Below are 20,604 nucleotides of genomic sequence, written 5' to 3'. Positions count from 1 at the left end.
CGCAGTGTCGCCCTGTGTTCCGCTCCCTACGCCGGTATTAGCCGGATCAGGTTCGTAGGGTCACTACGTTGCCAACGCGAAAACGCTGGCGGGTAGAATCTCAGCCCGCTAACCGGGCACCCCCTGGAACAGGTCGCAGTCAATCTAAAGGCCACTCAATAAAAATTCACTCAACTCACTGATTTTATTGGGCTTACTATAAATCTACTGCAGACGGTCGTTAAAGGTTAAACCATTTGCTGTTTTAACACACTGATCTTTTTATCTGACCAGATGCACGACGAGCGTTTCAGCTTCGCGGTGATTCGTTGATTAATGTGAATAGCCCTGCTGAATGAGCGGGCTGTGAGTTTTTATCATCAGATACTTCTGACCTTAGCATTAATGTAGGAAAAAATGTCATGAGAATGCCATAACTCTACCATTAACAAGTTATTAACCAGGATATTTGATGTACTTTGGCTTTAATGCCCGTTTTATTTGTTCGAGTCCCTCTTCAATAAATCTCACAGGATTTTTTTGTGGTACGTAATATTCAGATTTTATCCCAACCATTATCAGATAATGACCAGGCGGCATCTGCAATACACATCAATTCATTTCATCAAATAAACCAGAAATAGTCTTGATTTTCCGTTAGTTAGACCAGAGACTGTTTGTGAGGCACTTAAGGGAATTTAAAATGAAGACTTCCGCTAAGGTTGGAGCACTCAGTGCCCTGGGGATTATTTTGTCTGCGTCGGGTTATGGGGTATATTCGCGGAACGTAGAAAATCAAAAAGATGAAATAGCCTGTGTGACCGTTCACAGTCGTGATGCGGTTATTGCCGTAGAGAAAGATATCCTCAATAAATCCCATACCGAGATGTTTGGGAAAAATAGAATCACCCTGGGCTCTCTTCTGTTCCACAACGAAAGCGTAGCAAAAAATGGTACACGTATTATCGTTCCGTTTACTATGGCGAGCCATCGTGGGCAATCTGAGTTTCAGGCCGTAGTGAGATGTTCAAATTTACAAGATATTGAATACGATAAACTTTAATGAGTCCATTGACTCACACAGCAAACGGATAAAAAACCATGTATAAGGCAACGAAATATTACGTCTGCGATCACGCCCGCAGGGGCTTGCTGTTGCATACCGCAGGATGTGAACAGTTACCCGGTATCGATTCACGGGCGTTTATTGGCAGTATGTATAACCACAGCCAGGCATTAACCGTCGCCGCAGCGCAATATGCGAATGTTCATTACTGCCCGTGCTGCATCACTGTGAATAAGACTATCGAGCCAGAAAAATCTAAGGCGACTATGCCAGCACTGTGCAGGGCGACAAAACCAAAGAGAAAGAAACCGGTGAAGGTCGTCGAACCCGTGCGACATTTCCCTCTCTGACTTGATGACAGCGAATGTCCTGCAACGTATAAATCCCATCTTTTGGCCCGAAATCAACATGTATCGTCTCAAACACCGCCCGCCCCGCTGACACCAGCGTGACGGGCGGCAGCAGACTCAAGCCGTTCTGAATCGCCGGGTAAGTGGTTTCTCGACTTCAACAATCAGGAACATCACGAAACCGATGATGAAGGTGATCACCCAATAACGGAATGGCAGTCCAGTGGTACCGAATAGCAGCTGCATAAATGGCGCGTAGATGATCAGCAGTTGCAGCACCAGCAGCACCGCGCTGACGATCCAGATACCTTTGTTCATCAGCAGCCCTTTGCTCAGTGAGAAGCCGTCCGACACACGGCAGTTGAGCATATAGAACCACTGCGCAGTCACCAGCGTCTGCAACAGCACGGTGCGGATAAACTCAGGGGAATAGCCACGCGGCTGCAGCCAGGCTTCCAGCACAAACGCACTTATCGCAATCATTGAGCCAACAAACACCACGCGCCAGATAGCGAACCCATCCATCACATGCAGTTTGGGAGCGCGCGGCGGTCGGCGCATGATGTTTTTTTCACCCTCTTCAAATGCCAGACCAAACGACAGCGTGGCCGACGTCGCCATGTTCATCCACAGAATCAGTACCGGCGTGAGCGGAATGAGATTCCCCGCCAGCAGCGCGATGATGATCAACAACCCTTGCGCGAGGTTGGTGGGCATAATAAACAGGATGTTTTTTTTCAGATTGTCATAAACCCGGCGCCCTTCCCTTACTGCGCTGGCTATGGTGGCGAAGTTATCATCCGTGAGCACCATATCGGCGGCTTCCTTGGTCACTTCGGTTCCTTTAATGCCCATCGCGATACCGACATCGGCGCGCTTCAGGGCGGGAGCATCGTTTACGCCGTCCCCGGTCATGCCGACCACCTCTTGCTTACTCTGCAACGCCTGAACCAGACGGAATTTATCCTCCGGACTGGTGCGGGCAAAGATGTCGTAGGCCTGCGCGGCATCACTCAACTGGTGATCGTCCATCACTTCCAGTTCACGCCCGGTGATGGCTGAGCCTGCATTGCCAATCCCCAGCATCTGCCCAATGCTCATCGCGGTTTGCGGGTGGTCTCCAGTGATCATTTTGACGCGTATGCCGGCCTGCAGACAGTCACGAATCGCGGTGATGGCTTCAGGGCGCGGCGGGTCCATCATTCCGGCAATGCCGAGCAGTATCACGCCCTGTTGCAGATCCTGATGAGTGAGCTCAGTTTGTCCCGGTAACGCCGGTTTCCAGGCTGCCGCCACCATGCGCAGCCCTTCGCGCGCATACTCTTCAATCTTGCTTTCCCACCAGCTGATATCGAGCGATTGCAGGCCGTGTTCGGTTTGCTGCTGCTGACAAAGCCGGAACAGCACATCCGGCGCGCCGGTGATCAGCACGCGCTCTTCGTCACCAATGCGGTACAACGTCGACATGTATTTGTATTGCGAATCAAACGGAATTTTACTGCGTAACTCGGTGGTGACCACCGGCAACTGCCCTTTGGCAGCCAGTACCTTGAGCGCACCTTCTGTCGGGCCCCCGGTGATTTTCCAGAAACCGCTCTCATCCTTAATCAGCTGGCTGTCATTACACAGATCGATGGTGCGCAGATACTGCTCCAGCAAGGACCCACCCGTGACGGTAATCGGTACGGCGTCATCCGCTTTATGAATGGCGCCAACCGGTTCATAGCTGTCACCGTCTACCCGATAGATATGGTCGGCGGTAATCACCGCTTTGACCGTCATCTCATTCATGGTCAACGTGCCGGTTTTATCCGAGCAGATCACCGTCATCGCACCCAGCGTTTCCACCGTCGGCAGCTTGCGAATGATCGCCTGCTGCTTCGCCATGGTCTGTACGCCAAGTGAGAGGATGATGGAGATGATGGCGGGTAAACCTTCAGGAACGGATGCCACCGCCAGACTGATCAATGACAGCATCAGTTCAGAGACCGGCATATCGCGGAACAGCAGGCTGAAGACAAACAGTGCCGCCATCATCGCGAGGATAATCAGGAAGATGGCTTTCCCTAACTTGTCCATTTGCACCAGCAACGGCGTGCGGTGTTTTTCGATATCGGACATCATCTGGTTGATGTGCCCCAGTTCGGTCTCTCCGCCCGTAGCGACGACCAGCCCTTTACCGCCACCAGAACTGACCGTTGTTCCCGAAAACAGTAAATTGGTGCGGTCGCCTAACGGAAGTTCGCCCGCAAGCGCATCGGTGGTTTTCTCTACCACCGTGGATTCCCCGGTGAGTATCGCCTCTTCGACGCGCAGATTGTGGGCTTCGATCACGCGCAGGTCGGCAGGAATACGATCCCCGGCGCGGATCACCACCACATCACCCGGCACCAGCGCGGTGGTCGGCAGGGTTTCATGGTTACCCGCGCGGATCACCACCGTTTCACTGGAGAGCATATTGCGTATGCTTTGCAGGGATTTTTCAGCGTTACTCTCCTGGATATGACCAATCAACGCGTTGACCACCGCCACACCCAGAATGACCAGCGTATCGACCCAATGGCCCATCACCGCCGTCAGCAGCGCGGCAGCGAGTAACACGTAAATCAGCACATCGTTAAAATGGGCGAGGAAGCGCAGCCATGCTGGCTTGCCCGGTTTTTGTGGCAGGGCATTTTCACCGTACTGTTGTAAGCGTGCTGTTGCTTCACTACCCGAGATACCTTCGAGTGAACTCTCTGTCTGGCTCAAGGTTTCATCGACAGAAAGCTGATAGTACGACCTTTCCGATTTAGCAGTATTCATCGCTTTCTCCTCAAATCCTGTTTCGGAAATCAAGGCGGTGACATCGCGTTATTAACAGTTCCACTTCAAATACAAAGACAAACATCCACGCACTGCCTGAGGTGAGTCCCGTTTATAACTGAAAGACATGTCATTAATGGCTGCTCAACGAAATTGAGCAGGGAAATAATCTATACGACAAACTTTTGACAAGAGAAATGAACGTTATAAACGTAGCACAGGCTATTCAACTCACTCTGCTTTTATGAGGAAAGTCATCCGTAATCAAAAAACAATTTTTAGCGTAATTTTAAACCAAAGATAAATAAGCCGTTTTTAACGAAAATAAATTAACCCGCCACTATGTTAATGAAATGGCGAGAAAAGCCACACTTTGTGTTTGTGTTGTTAACGTGGTTTAAAGCTCTATTTAAATCAAACAAATCAGACTTAAATTCCATGAGTTGCGATAAAGTTATTGCGTTTATCAAACTTTACATTTTTGGATATCCACAGCTATGCTCATCCTTAACAAATAAACCTTAACCGTCACTCCTATCCGTCCGCAGTGAGATGACTCTATTTCGCCCACTGTTAATGGAGGTAACGATGCCGGACTATAGTCTGCTGCGCCTGAGTCTTTATGTGGTTATCGCTATTGTAACCTGTTCTGCCGTGGGGTTATTTACCTACGCCGTCGTTTCAATGCTCGGCGAATAAGAATCTCGCTAATAATAACGCCAATAATTAATTCAATATTGCTGATTGAGGACAAACTCGTGACGCGTTATTTTCCGCTGATCGCCATTGTTATATTGATCACAACAGGTTGCGATCAAAAAAAAACGGAAGTTGTCCCTTTGCCGCGCATGGTGAAAGTGGTTGAGGTAGTGGCTTCCGGTGAGGCTCAGCAACGCATCTTCCCCGCACGCATTGAATCGGGTGATTCCACCGACCTCTCCTTTAAACGGGGTGGACAAATCGACGCCCTGGAGATTCGCCAGGGCAACAATGTGACGCAGGGACAAGTGATCGCCAGACTGGTGGCACGTGAGGCTCAGCAGCGCGTTAACGAACGCCAGACCGCCGCCACCCTCGCTCAGCGACAGTTTGCACGATTCCAGACGCTATCTGGTCGCCAGGCGATCTCGCAGGCCGAAATGGACGTGCAGCGCGCAAACCGCGATGCCGCCAACGCGGCCTTGCAAATTGCCCGTGAAGAGTTAAGCCAGATGACCTTAACCGCGCCTTTTAGCGGCACCGCGGCGACGGTCAATGTGCGTAATCATCAGGTGATTGCGGCGGGCCAGACCATCGCCACGTTAACGCGCACCGACCTGCTTGATGTGGTGTTTAACGTGCCGGAAAACCTGTTCACCGCGCTGGATATCCGCAACATGACGTACCGCCCGGTGGTGCGCATTAACACGCTGCCAGATCGCGAATTTCAGGCTGAATACAAAGAGCACACCGGTAGCAGTAGCAGCAACACACTGACCTGGCAGGTGATCTTAACCATGCCGCGCCCTGCCGATTTTCCGGCCGTGGGCGGTGTCAGTGGTACTGTCACCATCAATCTGGCCAATCTTCCCGCCAATGTGAATCACGCTGCGCTGGTCGTTCCGGTCGAGGCGGTGTTTAACCCCGACAGCCACCAGCGCAATGAACCTCATGTCTGGGTGGTGCAAGGCAGCGGCGATCAGCTGAAGCTGGAAGATCGTAGGGTCGCCGTCGGCGAAGTCACAAACCAGGGAGTGGTGATCACCGATGGACTGAAAGCCGGTGAACGCGTGGTCGCAGCAGGCGTCAATGAATTACATGCGCAACAGCCGGTACGCATCTGGACGCGTGAGCGAGGGCTGTAATGGACATCTCCAAACAGTTTATTGATAACCCGATTCGCGTCTGGCTGGCGATTTTGCTATTAGGGCTGGGGGGTATTTTTGCCCTGCTGAATATTGGTCGCCTGGAAGACCCCGCTTTTACCATTAAAACCGCCGTAGTGGTCACGCAATATCCTGGCGCATCTGCGCAGCAGGTGGAAGAAGAGGTGACGCTGCCGCTGGAAAATGCCCTGCAGCAGTTGCCTTATCTGGACAGCGTCAGCTCTATCTCCTCCAACGGCCTGTCGCAAATTACGGTGAATATTGCGTCGCGCTATCACTCTAACGAACTGCCACAAATCTGGGATGAGCTGCGGCGGCGCGTCGGTGATGCGTCACGCTTCTTCCCGCCCGGCGTGGCGGCGCCTTTCGTTAACGATGATTTTGGCGACGTGTTCGGCTTTTTCTTCGCCATTTCCGGTGACAACTTCAGCAATCCTGAATTAGTGCAGTACGCTGAACAGCTGCGGCGAGAACTGGTGCTGGTGCCCGGCGTGGGTAAGGTGGCGATTGGCGGCGCGATTCCGCAGCAAATCAACGTTGATGTTTCGCTGACAAAAATGGCCGCGCGTGGCATTACCCCAGCACAACTCTCCGCCGCACTGAGCCGCCTGAACGTGGTCTCCAGCGCAGGAGAGATCAAATCCGGCTCCGAATCGATTCGTCTGCACCCCACCGGGGAATTTGAAAATATCGATGAGCTGAGCGATCTGCTTATCAGCCCCGTTGGCGACACTGCCACCACCCGCTTGCGCGACATCGCTACTCTGTCTCGCGGGTTGAGCGAATCCCCTTCCAGCATCTATCACGCCAACGGCCGCCCGGCGGTCACCATGGGCGTCTCCTTTATCCCTGGCGTCAACGTGATTGACGTAGGTCGTGCACTGGAAGCCAAACTGCAGCAGATGTCGGCAGAAAAACCAGCCGGTATCCAAATCAATACGTTTTACGATCAGGCTGCGGAAGTGGCGCACTCCGTCAACGGCTTTATCACCAACTTCCTGATGGCGCTGGCGATTGTGGTGGGTGTACTGCTGATCTTTATGGGCGTACGCAGCGGCATCATTATTGCGCTCTCGCTGGCGCTGAACGTGCTTGGCACCCTGCTGATCATGTATTTGTGGGGCATTGAGCTACAGCGTATTTCACTGGGAGCGCTGATTATTGCCCTCAGCATGCTGGTGGATAACGCGATTGTGATCGTCGAAGGGGTATTGATTGCACGTCAGCAAGGCTCATCGCGTACCTCGGCGATCAACTTTGTTATCCGGCGCTCGGCCTTCCCGCTTCTGGGAGCCACGGTTATCGCAATACTGGCGTTTGCGCCGATTGGGTTGTCGCAGGATTCCACCGGTGAGTACTGCAAATCGCTGTTCCAGGTGCTGCTGATATCACTGATGCTGAGTTGGTTCTCGGCGCTCACCATCACGCCGGTGTTAATCAAATGGTGGCTGTTTAAAAAGAATAGCGCGGCAACGCCCGCCGCTGAAGCCTCGCCCTACGATGGCGGTTTCTACCGGATCTACCACCGCACGCTCAACGCGCTGTTACAGCAGAAAACGGTGACGCTTGCGGTGATGGCCGTCCTGCTGGCACTGGCGATCTGGGGTTTTGGTGGCGTGCGGCAAAACTTCTTCCCCTCGTCTAACACGCCGATCTTTTTTGTCGATCTGTGGCTGCCTTACGGCACAGACATCAAGGCCACCGAGCAAATGGCCAGCGATATTGAAAAGTCGATCACCGGGCAGCAAGGCGTGGTGTTTACGGTCACCACCGTCGGCCAGGGCAGCATGCGTTTTATCCTTACTTACAATGGACAGCGCCAGTACAGCAACTATGCGCAAATCATGGTGCGCATGGACGATCAGCGCAATATCGCCGCGCTGTCACGCCGCGTGGATGACTATATCGCCCGCCAGTATCCGCAGGTGAATGCCAGCACCAAACGGGTGATGTTTGGCCCTTCCGGCGGCAGTGCCATTGAGGTACGCATCAAAGGTCCCGATCCTGACCGTATGCGCCTGATTGCCAGTGAAGTGGGTGATATCCTCGCGCAGGATCCCGCCACCGACAGCGTGCGCAATGACTGGCAAAACCGCAGCAAGGTCATCCGTCCACAGTTTAATCCGGCGCTGGGCCGCGAGCTGGGTGTGGATAAACAGGGGATCGATAACGCGCTGCAAATGAATTTCACCGGTAGCCGGGTGGGTTTATATCGTGAAGGCGCAGATTTACTGCCCGTGGTGGTGCGCCCGCCCGCCAGCGAACGCCAGGATGCCAATCATCTGAACAATGTGCTGGTGTGGAGCCAAAGCCAGCAGCATTACATTCCGCTGAGTAATGTGGTGAGTGGCTTTAATCTTGAATGGGAAGATCCATTAATTCTGCGGCGCGATCGCAGTCGCGTGCTGACGGTGATGACCGATCCCAGCCCGCTCAGCAGCGATACCTCCGGTGATATTCTGTCACGCGTGCGACCGCAAATTGATCAGCTCCCACTGCCGCACGGCTACAGCATTGAATGGGGCGGCGATGCCGAAAACTCCAGCGAAGCGCAGCAAGGCGTGTTCAGCACCTTGCCGTTGGGCTATCTGGTGATGTTTGTGATTACCGTGCTGATGTTTAGCTCCGTAAAAAATGCCGTGGCGATCTGGCTCACGGTGCCATTGGCACTGATCGGCGTGACGCCGGGCTTTTTGCTCACCGGTATTCCGTTTGGCTTTATGGCACTGATCGGCTTGCTGAGCCTGAGCGGCATGCTGATCCGCAATGGCATTGTGCTGGTGGAAGAGATTGAACAGCAAAAACAGGACAAAACGCAGCACGACGCGATTCTGTATGCTGCCACGTCGCGCTTGCGCCCCATCCTGCTGACCGCGTTCACCACGGTCTTAGGCCTGGCACCGCTGCTGCGCGATGTGTTTTTCCAGAGCATGGCGGTGGTGATTATGTTTGGACTGGGCTTCGCAACGATACTGACGCTGCTGGTTCTGCCGGTGATTTATGCCTGCTTCCACCGCGCTGAGAAAGCGACGTCAGCATGAACGCCACCGGGCTGAATGTCATTAAGACACTCGGCTGCATGGCGGCAGTGACCTTTTTTACGCTGTATAACACCTGGGATCGCTACGATTATGATTACCACTGGATTCTGGCGTTCCTGACGTTTATCTCCACCATCGCTACCCCACTGTTTTTTGTGGTGGCGGGCATTATGGATAGCCACGCCGAGCAGGATTTACGCTGGCAGCTCAACAAGATCCGCAATGTGGTGATCGTGTTTCTGTTCTGGATGACGATTTACTATCTCTGGGAACCTTACCAGCGCGGCTATCTGATTCAGCCGTGGTTTGTGTTCTCGTTTATCGTGATCTACACAGCTTCAATCCGCTGCTCAGCTGGCTTAGCCTGCATCGCCTGACGTTTTGCGCGCTGGTCGGCGCCCTGTTGCTGTTTTCCTATGGCTACGATTTGCTGTCGGTGCTCTATCCCGAGGTGCGGGTGTTTAGCCTCGCGCCGCAATACCATATCTGGACCTGGCTGCTGTTTTACCTCACCGGCCAGCTATTGTGTGAACCGGTGATTGCCGACTGGCTGAGTCGGAGAAGAGTCGCCCTCTTTGCCACCTGCGCCCTGCCCTTTATTTATCTGTTCACCTGGTTGTACGAGCAGCACTTCTTCTTCGCGCTGTTCAAAGCCGATCGCAATGCTTTCCTCCTCATCGGCTCACAAATCTACCTGCTGGTGGTCGCACTGGTGTTAGCCGCCAGCGGCGTGCGCTTTCGCCGACATGCCGCCCTCAAAGAAACCCTGCTGGCTACCGTCAGTAAAACCATGACCGGGGTGTACATCATGCACCACTCGGTATTTCATATCGTCACCGCGTTGATCCCGATTAACTCGCTGGCCACTAAACTCACGCTGATTGTGCTGACCTTTGTGCTCTCGGTGTTGCTGGCCCGACTGATTCTCGCCAACGGGCTGCTGAAAAAAGTCATTACTCTTTAAGGCACTGTTGCAGATCCGGCTGCTGACCGCAGGCAGTTCGTCCATTTATTTGCGCCATCATATAAGTGAAAAACGGATTGGAGGTATTACGCATCAGCGTGTCGAGCCCAACGGTAAGACTGGAAGTTTCTCCGCGCAGTGAGATGGTGCCGAGGCTGATGCCATAACGATTTTTCTCGGTGGGTTCGCGGCCATACAGCGAATCGGTGAGAGGGAATGGGACGGCGATATGCGACAAGGAATACATATCCTGCGGCCACGCCAGATGCAGCGGACGCGTCACTTCGTTGGTTTGATCGGCAGGCGTGATGCGGGCAACCACCTCATAAGTGGTGGGCGACGCGTTAGTGATCACCGTTGTGGCGTAATGACGCGGCGCGGCAGGCAGTAAGTCGTTGACCGCTGAATACAGTGCAGGCCGGAACAGCGCGCGTAAGTTGGCCGCCTGGTTGATATCGAAAATCACTAACTGACTGCCATTGTCCGGCAGGTAACGGTACAGCGCACTCACCACCGCGCGGGTACTGACAGTGGAATCGAGGATCGACTGGAACGACAGCACCGGGGGTAAGCCACGTATTTCGCCATCGCGGGCGAGTTGCACAATCTGTTCCTGCAACGCCTGGGTTAACAGCCAGGACTGACGCGCCGCCCGCACCGGGAATGAATTGTATTTAAACGGGTTGTATTCCGGCACGATATTCAGCCACGCCGATTTAGCAAACACCGGGAACACCGCTGGCCATCCCGCTAACCCCGCAAAACGGGCGTATGCCGTCACGCCAATCATCGGTGACAACAACACCACCTGTTGTGGTTTACGCAGCGCCTGATCCTGTTGGCTATCAAGCACATATTTCATCGCCAGCGCGCCGCCATTGGAGTAACCCACCAGATGCAACGGGACTTGCGTTCCGGCTACCCGGGTGGCTTCACGCACGGCCAGACGCGTCGCGGCCAGCCACATTTTCCAGTCCACTTTGGTTAACGATCCCGGCGCGGTACCATGGCCGGGCAGCCTGGGTACTACCGCAACATAGCCTTGTTGCTGATAGGCCTGTGCCAGATAACGCATGCTGTAAGGTGAATCCGTTAAACCGTGCAGCAGCACCACCGCGCCTTTAATTTCACCAGCGGGTTTGAGTACAAACGAACGATTCCAGTCAGTGGAAAATCCTGCCGGATACACCGGGCTTTGCGCGTTATAGCGGTTGAGCGAGGTTTTCTCTTCGTCACTGAGTTGATCCGTGACGTTGTGTTTCATCTGCTTGAAGATCACATTTTCCTGCGCCAGATAATCGGCGAAGCTGGCGTGATCTATTTGCTCCACCGTCATTTCATCAGCCGTCCAGGTGTGCCAGCGATGCAGCGGTGGCCCCTGTTCAGACTGATATCCACGGATCAGCAAAAACATGATCAGCAAAGAAACCAGAATCAGGGCAATTTTCTTTAGCCACTTAAGCGCAGAAGAACGTTGCAGCATTTCAGAAGCCATAGCGGAACCAGGCAAACAGCACATTACCGTTGTTATAAGTGCCCGGAATATAGGTGAACTGCACGTTGAGGCGTTGATAGCCTGCGGAGAACAGCGGCAAAACAATCGGCAGCGGCACATAGTTGGCGAAATCATCACGCGCCGTGATGCCAGCGGTTAACCCCAGCCCTAATCGTACATCGCGTGCCTCATCCAGATACCAGCCCTTCTCCCAGCCGTAACCGATAATCGGCTGCCACATATTATGTGAATCCTTAAATGCCATCGCATACAGCGCGCTCCAGTCACCGTCTTCGTTGTAGCGGGACACACCAAAACCTCCGCCCCACGGCGATTCGTTATAGTTGTCGGTTTTCTCTTTGTCGTAAGCAAAACGCGCATGCCAGCTGATGAACGGCAAATAGAGGTCGTAATATTGTGGCTGCTCCCACGTTTGCGAGACATCCTGTTTCAGCCATTCCCAGCCATCACTGAGTGTGCCAGCCGCCAGGGTCGGGAAGGTCAAAACACTCAACGAGACGCACAACGCCACCAGAGAAGTACGCATGAGTTATCCTTCTGCAAAAGCAACAATGATAGTGAGCAAGGGGAACAGCCAGCATGATCTGTGTGCCCATACCGGGCAGACCGTCTGGGAATATTATAGTTGTTGAGTGAAGGTTAAGGAGGCGCTCAAAACAAGCAGCGATTAACAGATTTTCCTTGCGTTTAACGCAAGGTTTTACCCTGAACGCATTTTATTTACCTTTTCCACTCATCCCATCTTGATAACGATAACGATTTTCATTCAAATACAGCCTGCCACTCTTTCATGCATGCAGCACTGTGCGGTTGTTGGGAATCCATCTTGTCAGCGTTTGAGCGTTACTACACGGAACTGTTCCGCTTTTTGAGCGGTAAACTGCGGGATAAACACCTCGCGGAAGAACTGACCCAGGAGACATTCAGCCGCGCGCTGGCTGCCCCGGAACAGATTTCCTCGCACCGCGGATTGCTCTACCATATCGCCAGAAATCTTTTGGTCGACCGCTATCGCCTGCAGAAACAGTATGATCCCTCGCAAGATACTGATACCGATGAGTTACTGGCACCCGGCTATGAGCAACCGGATAATCGCCTTGAGAACCAACAATATATCGACCACATTGTGGCTGCCATCGAGACCCTGCCGCCGCGCTGCCGGGAGGCTTTTATACGTCATCGCATTGAGGGGCAGTCGCAAAGCGAAGTGGCTGCGAGCATGGGAATTTCAACCAATATGGTGGAAAAACACATCATTCGCGCCATGCTGGCCTGTCGTGCCAGCCGCGACAGCTGGCGTAATGAACAGTCGACAGGGAAGGCACGATGACGCGACATGATGAGCAGACGATTGCCGAACAGGCGATCCACTGGTTACTCCGCCAGCAAGAAGGCATGACGCGAGAGGAGCAGCAGGCTTTCGAACGCTGGCTGCAAACGCCCGCCCATCAGGCGGAATACGAGGATTTGGGCGGGCTGTGGCAACAGACGGCGGCTATTCCTGCCGCTGCCGTTGCGCATCTGCGCCTCGCGCCTAGACGCCGTATTGGGTGGCGTCCGATGGTCGCGGCCTGTGCGCTGCTATTACTGGCAGCCGTGCTGTTCTTCCCGCTGCGTAACTCCTTCGCCCCGCCGATTTACAGCGCAAGCTGGCACACCGGACGTGGCGAGATGCGCACCGTGCAACTTCCCGACGGCACCATGTTGTCACTGGATGCCGGTACTCAGCTCAACGTGCGCTACTTTGCCAATCGCCGGGAAGTGGAGATGCCACAAGGGCAAGTCTTCTTCCAGGTCAAACACAACCCGAACCAACCGTTTGAGGTGCTTAGCGGCCCAACCCGCGTAACCGTAGTGGGCACCGAATTCCGGGTCCGTTACCTGCCGCATACCATGAGTGGTGAAGGCAGCGATGTCGCCGTGCGTTCAGGCGCGGTGCGCGTCGGTCCACGCGGCAACTGGGAGAACCGCTGGTGGCGGGCAATGCAGCATCTGCACATTCCTCAAGCTCAGCGACATATCAGTGTGCTGCACGCCTCGGAACGGTCGCTCACCGATGCGCAGGGACGTCTGATTTCTCGCTCGACGCTGCCCGCCGAGAGCATCGCCGCCTGGCGCGACGATCGTATCGTGCTGGATGATACGCGGCTGGATATGGCACTGGCGGAGTTTGCTCGCTACGGCGACGTTTCGCTCAAGCTGAATTCGCCTGCTGTTGCCGCACTGCGCATCAGCGGCAGTTTTGATACCAATCGGGTGGATAGCTTTGCTAACGCATTGCCTCGCGTGCTGCCGGTGAAAATAAAAAGCATTAAAAATCAATCCACTGTGGTCGCAACCAGCATGACGTTAAAAAATAATTAAAATCGACGTCAGGGTTTGACCCTGCGCGCCGTCTTCAGAAGAGAATGATTATTATTTATCTTATCTCTGGGGATCCTGAATGGCTGGTTTTTCTGTTTTACGTGCATTTCGACCTTCGCATATTGCCGTCGCGCTGGCGGTGGCATTGCCCACCTCCGCCGTTTTCGCCGCGGCAACGCTGTCACTGTCACTGCCCTCGCAACCACTGGCGACCTCACTCAACCAGTTAGCCAGACAGGCTAACGTGCAGCTGATTGCTGCACCGGCATCCCTTGCTAATAAAACTGCTCCTGCGGTGAAAGGCTCGATGACGCTGAACAGTGCGCTGGGTCAACTGTTGGCAGGAAGTGGACTGGAGTGGACGCAGAATGGTGACACCGTCTCCGTCACGCCTTCGGCAGTAGGCGAAGATACGCTGACGGTAACGAAAACCCCGAGCAACTCTTCCGCCGTACCGGATCAAACCACCAGCGCCACTAAAACCGATACACCTCTGCTTGAAGTGCCTCAGTCAGTCTCGGTGATCACGCGTCAGCAATTGGACCGCCAGAATGTCCAGAGTGTCACCGAAGCGTTGCGCTACGTGCCGGGAGTGAAAACCGAAACCTACGGTGTCGATCCCAAAGGTTATGACTGGATTTATATCCGTGGCTTTAACGCCTTGACCACCAACGACTACCGCGACGGCCTGCGTCAGCTCAACAACAGTTACAGCTATTTCCGCACCGAGCCTTATGCACTGGAACGCATTGATATTGTACGCGGCCCCTCTTCAACCCTGTTTGGTCTCGGCGATGCTGGCGGGATCGTGAACCGCGTCAGCAAAATGCCTGACGCGCGCGGCGTGCATGAAGTTGAAGTCCAGTTGGGGAATTTCAATCGCCGCCAGGCGCAGTTTGATATGAGCGATAAGCTGGATGATGAAGGTCAGTGGCTGTATCGCGTGGTCGGTCTGGCACGGGACAGCGATACTCAATTCCAGTATCGCGATGGCCCGCATGTTGAAGATAACCGCCTGTACCTCGCGCCGACCTTAACGTGGCTTCCCTCCGCCGATACCAGTCTGACGCTGCGCGCTGATTACCTGCGCGATACCTCCGGTGGCACCGTGGCAGTACTGACGAATCCGGGCAGCAAAACCACCGACACGCTCTTAGGCGATTACAACTACAACCGCTTCCGCCAGGAGCAGTACAGCGTGGGCTATGAGTTCAGCCAGCAGCTTTCAGAGGGCATTAAGTTCCGCCAGAACCTGCGTTATGGTCAGACCGATACCATTCTGAACAACCTGCTTGCAGGCGATCCAGACTTCACCACCAACACCGTGTCACGCAACGCCATTCGTTTTGATGAGCATATGAAAGCCTTCAACATCGATAACCAGTTGCAGATGGATTTCAACACGGCGTCAGTTGCTCATACGCTGCTGGCCGGGGTGGATTACAGCTGGCTGGATGCCAACGCCAAGCGCTTCAGCGCTGTTGCGCCCGCGCTCAGCATCACCAATCCGGTTTACGGTCTGGATATTGCCGACCCGACCAACGCCGTGAATAACAACGATCAAACCACCGCCCAGTTGGGTGTATACATGCAGGATCAAATTCACCTGACCGATCAATGGCTGGTGACGCTCGGCGGTCGTCATGACGATATCAGCATGCGCACGCAGAACAACCTCAGTGGCAGCAACTCATGGGTGGACAAAGATGCCTGGACCGGACGCGCAGGATTAACTTATCTGGTCGGCAACGGATTGGCGCCTTACATCAGCTACGCCGAGTCATTCGTGCCCAACAGCGGCACCGACAGCCAGAACCGCACCTTCGACCCGAGCAAAGCGCATCAGTATGAGATTGGGGTGAAATATCAGCCGGACAGCAATCTGCTGATGACACTGGCCGCGTTTGATATCACCAAATCCAACGTGCTCACCAATGAAATCGTCGATGGCCTCGCCACCGGTTATCAGGTGGCATCAGGTGAAGTGCGCTCACGCGGCATCGAGTGGCAAACACAGGCACAGCTGACCTCTAACCTCGACGTGCTGGCTTCTTATACCTACACCGATGCCGAGATCAGCAAAAGCAACAATGGCGATCAGGGCAAGCAGCAGGCTAACGTGCCGAAAAACATGGCATCGGCATGGCTGAACTATGGCTTCCATCAGGGCATGTTCGACGGGCTGTTGCTCAGCACCGGCGTGCGCTATATCGGCAGCATGTACGGCGACAACGCCAACACCATTCCGGTAAAGAACTTCACCCTGGTCGATGCGGGCGTGAAATATCAGGTGAACAGAAATATTCAGGTCGGATTCAACGTACAAAACCTGTTTGATCATCACTACGTCGGCACCTGTGATGGCGATACCAGCTGCTATCCGGGCCAGGAACGCACCTTTATAGGCTCGCTGAAGCTGAACTTCTGATGTTCAACATCAGTCGTCGTACCTGCCTGAAAATGCTCGTCGTGCTGCCCATCGCGGCACGTGCGAGCCAGGTCATTCGCGATCGCCAGCGTATTGTGGCGATCAACTGGGCGGCAGCGGAAACGCTGCTAAGCCTGGGCGTCACGCCGCTGGCGATATCCGATAGCCACTATTTTCGCCAACGCATTCCGCGCCCGCTGTTACCTGACAGCGTGCAGGATATCGGGCCTTTCTGGGAGCCCAATCTGGAAATGCTCGCGGCCCTGCGCCCTGCTCTGATTATCAGCGATGCACTCCCCGCCGCCGTTATGACCAAAATGGCGGCCATCGCCCCGGTAGAAACCGTCACCGCGTTTGCGGCGTCTGGTGATTTATGGCAAGCCCTGCATGACTGGACCGGGCAACTGGGCGCACGTCTGGAGGTTACACCCCACGCGACACAGTGGCTGCAACAGGTCGATACGGCAATGGACACTTATCGCCAGCGCCTGATTAATCCTCAACACACGCGCGTACTGGTGATGGTGTTGGATCAGGATGGTAAGTACGCAACGCTTTACGGTAACGGCAGTCTGGCCGATGCGGTGTTACGCCAGCTCGGTTTGATCAACGCCTGGCAGAAATCAGTTAACGCTGCGCACGTCGCGCGAGTGCGCATAGAGGAACTGGCCGATCTCCCCTGCGACTGGCTTTTCTACACTGAATTACCGACGGCGATGACACGTTTGATGCGCGCCCGGCAGCCGAACGGTTTATGGCACCATTTGCCGATGGTGGCGCAAGGGCGTGTGACCCGTTTGGATCATTTCTTTCCGTTTGGCAGCCTCGCGACGGCGCTTGGGCTGGCGGACGATATCACTCGCGTACTGGAAACCGCATCATGAAACCGATGAGCGCCATGGTGCTGCTGTGCACCGCTTTTATTGCGGCACTCACGCTGGTCACGGTCAATTACACTGCGCTACTGGCACGTTATCCCGTCTCACTATCATCGCTGCTGGTTGAGCAAAGCTTTCTGCCGCGCATCGCTATCAGCCTGCTGTGCGGCGCGGGCCTGGCGTTGGCCGGTTTGCTGTTTCAGCAGGTGCTGCATAATCCGCTGGCCGAACCGGGAACGCTCGGCGTGGCTGCCGGTGCCAATCTGGCGATGTCCGCAGCGCTAGTTTTCGCGCCCGGCCTGCTGGTTATCGGTTTGCCGTTGCTGGCGCTGATCGGATCGATGATCGCCATTTTGATCCTGATGGCGCTCACCGCGGGTCGCCGATTCGCGCCACTGAGCGTCATTCTGGTTGGCATGGTTCTCAGCCTGTACGGCAACGCGCTGAACACGCTATTGGTGCTGTTCAACCACGATTACCTCAGCGATCTGTTTAGCTGGCAAGCCGGGACACTGACGCAAAGCGGCTGGAGCAGCAGCCTGGTATTGGCGGTAACGCTGGCTTGTGCACTGTTCGCCAGCCTGTTGCTGGTCAGGCCGCTGACGGTGCTGGGATTATCCGAGCAAAATGCCCGTGCGTTGGGTCTGGCCACCGTGCAGGTGCGCTTTATGGCGCTGGGCGTGGCGGTGTTTCTGAGTGCGATGATCACCAGCCAGGTGGGGATTATCAGTTTTATCGGGCTGGCGGCCCCGGCGATGGTTAAAGCCTGCGGCCTGCGCCGCTTCCCACAGCAGCTGATTGCCAGCATGCTCACCGGTGCAACCTTACTGCTGTTGGTCGATCAGCTCGCATTACGCTGTTCCCCTGCGGTGGGCGACATTCCATCAGGCGCCGTGACGGCACTGTTAAGCGCACCGTTATTATTGATACTGCTGATGCGGCAACGCGCCACACATCTGCCGACCGGGCAAACGCGGCTCAGCGCTACCCCGCGTTTCAACACGCGTCAACTGGGGATCCTGTTACTGCTTTTGCTGCTGATTCTGCCTGCGTCTCTCTGGTTCAACCGTACACCGCCAGGCGCAATCACTTCGCAATTGCTGGTCTGGCGCTGGCCGAGAATCAGCGGTGCGCTCTGCGCAGGGATGATGCTGGCGTGTGCGGGGGTGCTAATTCAACGCTTAACCGGTAATGCGATGGCGAGCCCGGAGCTGACCGGCATCAGTAGCGGCGCGGCCCTCGCGGTGTTATTGACCGTGTTATTCACCTCCTGGCCTCTGACGTTTATGTTGCCCGCTGCGGTGGTCGGCAGCCTGATCGCCATGCTGTTGCTGTTTTTGTTTGGCGCGCGCAGTAGGTTTAACCCGCAGAAGATGGTGCTGATTGGTTTGAGCCTCACCAGCCTCGCCAGCGCGCTGAATATGATACTGATGCTAAGTGGCGACCCGCGTGCTCTGATGCTGTTGAACTGGAGTACCGGTTCGACCGCCAACATTGATGCGAACATGGCCGTAGGTGCGATGGTTGCCGCGATGGTGTTGTGTCCGCTGGCGTTGATGATGCAACGCTGGTTAACGCTTTTAGGATTAGGGCAGCCGACCGCTCAGTCATTGGGCATCGCCTTGCGCCGCACGAATTTGTTGATTCTGCTGCTCACGGCATTACTCACTGCTGCGGGCACACTGCTGGTCGGCCCGCTGAGTTTTATCGGTTTGCTGGCACCGCAGTGCGCCAGAGCGCTGGGTGCCCATTTGCTACGTCATCAGCTGTGCGCCGCCGCGTTGATGGGAGGATTGTTGATGGTGCTTGCCGACTGGTTGGGGCGCAACATCGCCTGGCCATGGCCGATTTCCGCCGGGCTATTGACCGCATTTATCGGTGCCCCCTGGTTTCTATGGCAGCTGCGCAGAACGTCAGGCTGAAGAACACTCAGCCCATGACTACACGCTCATTGAACGCCTTACGCCATTTGGTCGGCGTGGTGTTAAAGCGTTGTCTGAAGTGATGGCGCAACGCTTCGGGAGACCCAAACCCCGCCTGCTCAGCGACCTGATCAATACTGAGCGCGTTGTTTTCCAGCATCGCGCAGGCCTTTTCCAGCCGAATACCGAGCAACCATTCACCCGGCGAGGTACCAGTGGCATCATGAAAGCGACGAATAAAGGTCCGACGGCTCATGCCTGCTTGCCGCGCCAACTGCTCGATCACCAACGGCGCGTTCAGATTATTGCGCAAATCGTCCAGCAGGGGCGCGAGGCTATAGTTGCGACGTTGTGGAACAGGTTGTTGGATCAACTGCGCCTGGCTGCCTTCTCGTAGCGGCGGCGTCACCATTCTGCGTGCGGTGCGATTGGCGACATCAATGCCGTAATCGCGTCGAATCAGATGCAAACATAAATCGACACCTGCTGCACCGCCCGCCGAGGTGATGATGCTGCCTTCATCCACGTAAATCATGCCGTGTTCCACCTGCGCCTGTGGAAATCTTTCGGCAAGGATCTCGGTGCTGTTCCAGTGGGCTGTGGCACGTTTCCCGTTTAACAGCCCCGCTTCACCCAGTACAAAGCTTCCGGCACAAATGGAGACAATCCGTGTGCCATTTTGATGGGCTTTTTGTAACGCTGTGATTAACGCCTCAGAGGCCGGTGCGGTCACGCTGCGCCAGCCGGGGATGACGATTGTTCCGGCGTCTTCCAGTAACTCAAGCCCGCCATCCACCACCAGGCGCACACCGCCCTGCGCACCAAACACGCCCTCTTCCACCGACGCCACGCTCAGGTCATACAGCGGATGGCCGAAGACGTCATCTGCTCGGCCAAACGCTTCAACGGCAGTACCAAATTCAAAGGTACAGAGGCATTCATACGCCAAAAGCACCAGCCGCCGATTTTTCGGCGCTGCAGGAGGGGAACGCAGAGAAGAAGTGATTTGCATGTCAGCCTTATCCATGATGTTGGCACGATCTTGACGATATCTGGCATCGGCATGGATTTCCACCGTTGCGTCAATCTTCCATGCTGGCACACTCTTAACGTTACGCAGGAATTCAGGATGAAGAACATGTTGGCGCTGATGGCGGTGTGCTTAGCCGCGTTGATGTCGGGGCTGGAAATCTCCAGCGTGCCGGTGATTTTGCCGGTACTGGAACAGGAGATGCAGGCGAATTTTCGCGATCTGCAGTGGATCATGAATGCCTATACGCTGGCCTGCACCGCCGTTTTAATGGCGACCGGCACGCTGGCGGATAACTATGGCCGCAAGCGCATCTTTCTCATCACCATTGTCGGTTTTGGTTTGACCTCGGTGATGTGCGGGCTGGTCGGGAGTGCATTCTGGCTCATCATCGGG

General features: G+C 54.9%; 13 protein-coding genes, 1 pseudogene and 1 riboswitch. Of the genes and pseudogenes, 10 read left to right on the top strand and 4 right to left on the bottom strand.

The features are described 5' to 3' along the window. Nucleotides 1–5: 5 nt before the first annotated feature. Nucleotides 6–134, bottom strand: a riboswitch (TPP riboswitch). Nucleotides 135–682: 548 nt separating this feature from the next. Beyond that, nucleotides 683–1,042, top strand: a complete 360-nt coding sequence (locus H7A81_RS16500; protein ID WP_182058086.1) for a hypothetical protein — start codon at nt 683–685, stop codon at nt 1,040–1,042. A 470-nt stretch (nt 1,043–1,512) separates the two neighbouring features. Here H7A81_RS16500 and H7A81_RS16495 read toward each other — a convergent pair whose 3' ends face one another. Continuing rightward, complete coding sequence (locus H7A81_RS16495; protein WP_182058085.1) at nt 1,513–4,200, bottom strand: cation-transporting P-type ATPase; 2,688 nt, start codon at nt 4,198–4,200, stop codon at nt 1,513–1,515. 758 nt (nt 4,201–4,958) lie between these two features. Here H7A81_RS16495 and H7A81_RS16490 point away from each other — a divergent pair. The 3 genes and pseudogenes from H7A81_RS16490 to H7A81_RS16480 all read left to right on the top strand — a co-directional run bounded on the left by H7A81_RS16490 (nt 4,959) and on the right by H7A81_RS16480 (nt 10,070). Next, the gene (locus H7A81_RS16490) at nt 4,959–6,044 is read left to right on the top strand and encodes an efflux RND transporter periplasmic adaptor subunit (protein ID WP_182058084.1); all 1,086 of its coding nucleotides are present in this window, start codon (nt 4,959–4,961) and stop codon (nt 6,042–6,044) included. Beyond that, nucleotides 6,044–9,106 (top strand): efflux RND transporter permease subunit, encoded by a 3,063-nt coding sequence (locus H7A81_RS16485; RefSeq protein ID WP_182058083.1) that lies wholly within the window; start codon nt 6,044–6,046, stop codon nt 9,104–9,106. The genes H7A81_RS16490 and H7A81_RS16485 overlap by 1 nt, the downstream gene beginning before the upstream one ends. Beyond that, a pseudogene (locus tag H7A81_RS16480) lies at nt 9,103–10,070 on the top strand (acyltransferase). The gene H7A81_RS16485 and the pseudogene H7A81_RS16480 overlap by 4 nt, the downstream one beginning before the upstream one ends. Here the strand turns inward: H7A81_RS16480 and H7A81_RS16475 are convergent. Together H7A81_RS16475 and pagP are read right to left on the bottom strand one after the other, a co-directional pair. Then, nucleotides 10,060–11,565 carry a carboxylesterase gene (locus H7A81_RS16475; RefSeq protein WP_182058082.1) on the bottom strand — a complete coding sequence of 502 codons (1,506 nt, stop codon included), beginning with the start codon at nt 11,563–11,565 and terminating at the stop codon, nt 10,060–10,062. The pseudogene H7A81_RS16480 and the gene H7A81_RS16475 overlap by 11 nt on opposite strands. Beyond that, complete coding sequence (pagP, locus tag H7A81_RS16470; RefSeq protein WP_182058081.1) at nt 11,555–12,112, bottom strand: lipid IV(A) palmitoyltransferase PagP; 558 nt, start codon at nt 12,110–12,112, stop codon at nt 11,555–11,557. The genes H7A81_RS16475 and pagP overlap by 11 nt, the downstream gene beginning before the upstream one ends. 300 nt (nt 12,113–12,412) lie before the next feature. Between pagP and H7A81_RS16465 the strand changes: the two genes are divergently transcribed. The 5 genes from H7A81_RS16465 (at nt 12,413) to fhuB (ending at nt 19,178) form a co-directional block, all read left to right on the top strand. Next, a complete protein-coding gene (locus H7A81_RS16465) occupies nt 12,413–12,916 on the top strand; it encodes an RNA polymerase sigma factor (RefSeq protein WP_182058080.1) in 504 nt (167 codons plus the stop codon). Continuing rightward, on the top strand, nt 12,913–13,950 hold the full coding sequence (locus H7A81_RS16460; RefSeq protein WP_182058079.1) for a FecR domain-containing protein: 1,038 nt from the start codon (nt 12,913–12,915) through the stop codon (nt 13,948–13,950). Before H7A81_RS16465 ends, H7A81_RS16460 begins: the two co-directional genes overlap by 4 nt. A 79-nt stretch (nt 13,951–14,029) precedes the next feature. Continuing rightward, nucleotides 14,030–16,378 carry a TonB-dependent siderophore receptor gene (locus tag H7A81_RS16455; RefSeq protein WP_182058078.1) on the top strand — a complete coding sequence of 783 codons (2,349 nt, stop codon included), beginning with the start codon at nt 14,030–14,032 and terminating at the stop codon, nt 16,376–16,378. Continuing rightward, complete coding sequence (locus H7A81_RS16450) at nt 16,378–17,262, top strand: ABC transporter substrate-binding protein (protein ID WP_182058077.1); 885 nt, start codon at nt 16,378–16,380, stop codon at nt 17,260–17,262. The genes H7A81_RS16455 and H7A81_RS16450 overlap by 1 nt, the downstream gene beginning before the upstream one ends. Further along, on the top strand, nt 17,259–19,178 hold the full coding sequence (fhuB, locus tag H7A81_RS16445) for a Fe(3+)-hydroxamate ABC transporter permease FhuB (protein ID WP_255478985.1): 1,920 nt from the start codon (nt 17,259–17,261) through the stop codon (nt 19,176–19,178). Before H7A81_RS16450 ends, fhuB begins: the two co-directional genes overlap by 4 nt. A gap of 7 nt (nt 19,179–19,185) precedes the next feature. On the opposite strand, the gene H7A81_RS16440 is transcribed toward fhuB, so the two are convergent. Then, entirely contained in the window at nt 19,186–20,190 is a 1,005-nt protein-coding gene (locus H7A81_RS16440; RefSeq protein WP_370529961.1) for a helix-turn-helix domain-containing protein, read from the bottom strand. A 117-nt stretch (nt 20,191–20,307) separates the two neighbouring features. Between H7A81_RS16440 and H7A81_RS16435 the strand changes: the two genes are divergently transcribed. Continuing rightward, nucleotides 20,308–20,604 (top strand): MFS transporter (locus H7A81_RS16435; protein WP_182058076.1); only part of this gene is annotated, 297 nt, incomplete at its 3' end.

Source organism: Pantoea sp. ME81 (genome assembly GCF_903970985.1).
GTDB lineage: Bacteria > Pseudomonadota > Gammaproteobacteria > Enterobacterales > Enterobacteriaceae > Pantoea > Pantoea communis.
This window is presented reverse-complemented; position numbering and strand designations above follow the sequence as displayed.